Source organism: Pandoraea sp. PE-S2R-1, from assembly GCF_002179865.1.
Taxonomy (GTDB): domain Bacteria; phylum Pseudomonadota; class Gammaproteobacteria; order Burkholderiales; family Burkholderiaceae; genus Pandoraea.
Map to the genome: position 1 here is coordinate 1 of NZ_NGUR01000108.1, position 477 is coordinate 477.

1 protein-coding gene is annotated in these 477 nt (G+C 56.0%); it reads right to left on the minus strand.

All coding sequences use genetic code 11. The annotated features are described in order from the left end of the window. Window positions 1-204: transposase (locus CDV44_RS27260; protein WP_141118841.1), on the minus strand; the 204-nt coding region annotated here is incomplete at its 3' end. Window positions 205-477 lie beyond the last annotated feature (273 nt).

Below are 477 nucleotides of genomic sequence, written 5' to 3' on the forward strand. Positions count from 1 at the left end.
AATCTCAGCACGCTCTGATGTCGTCACGCCTTGCCTAGGGAAAGCACGCTGCGGGTCGGCCGCTGCATCGAGCATCCACTTGCGCAAGACGTTCTCGTGCACGTCAAGCTCTCGCGCCGCTTGCGCGACCGACACGCCGCGTTCCTTGACCAATTTGACTGCCTCGAGCTTGAACTCGCGACTGAATACTCTTCTCGTTCCCAACTGCCATCTCCGGTTTCACCTTCACACTTTAACAAGGTGTCCACCGGGACCGCAGCAGCCCAGCGTGTGCGAGTCCGGCACTAGTGGCGCCCGGGAGAAGGCCTGTAATAGTTGCTAGTTGATCCTCTCCACGAGACTTAAAATCTGACAAGTCGCTCTCGTACTGAGCAACCCGCTGCGAAACTGAACTGGCCATATCCGCGAGAGATTCCAACATTTTCGAAGACTGGTTACCTGATGTTAGCGCTTCTTTGATCTCGGAGGCGTTGGATT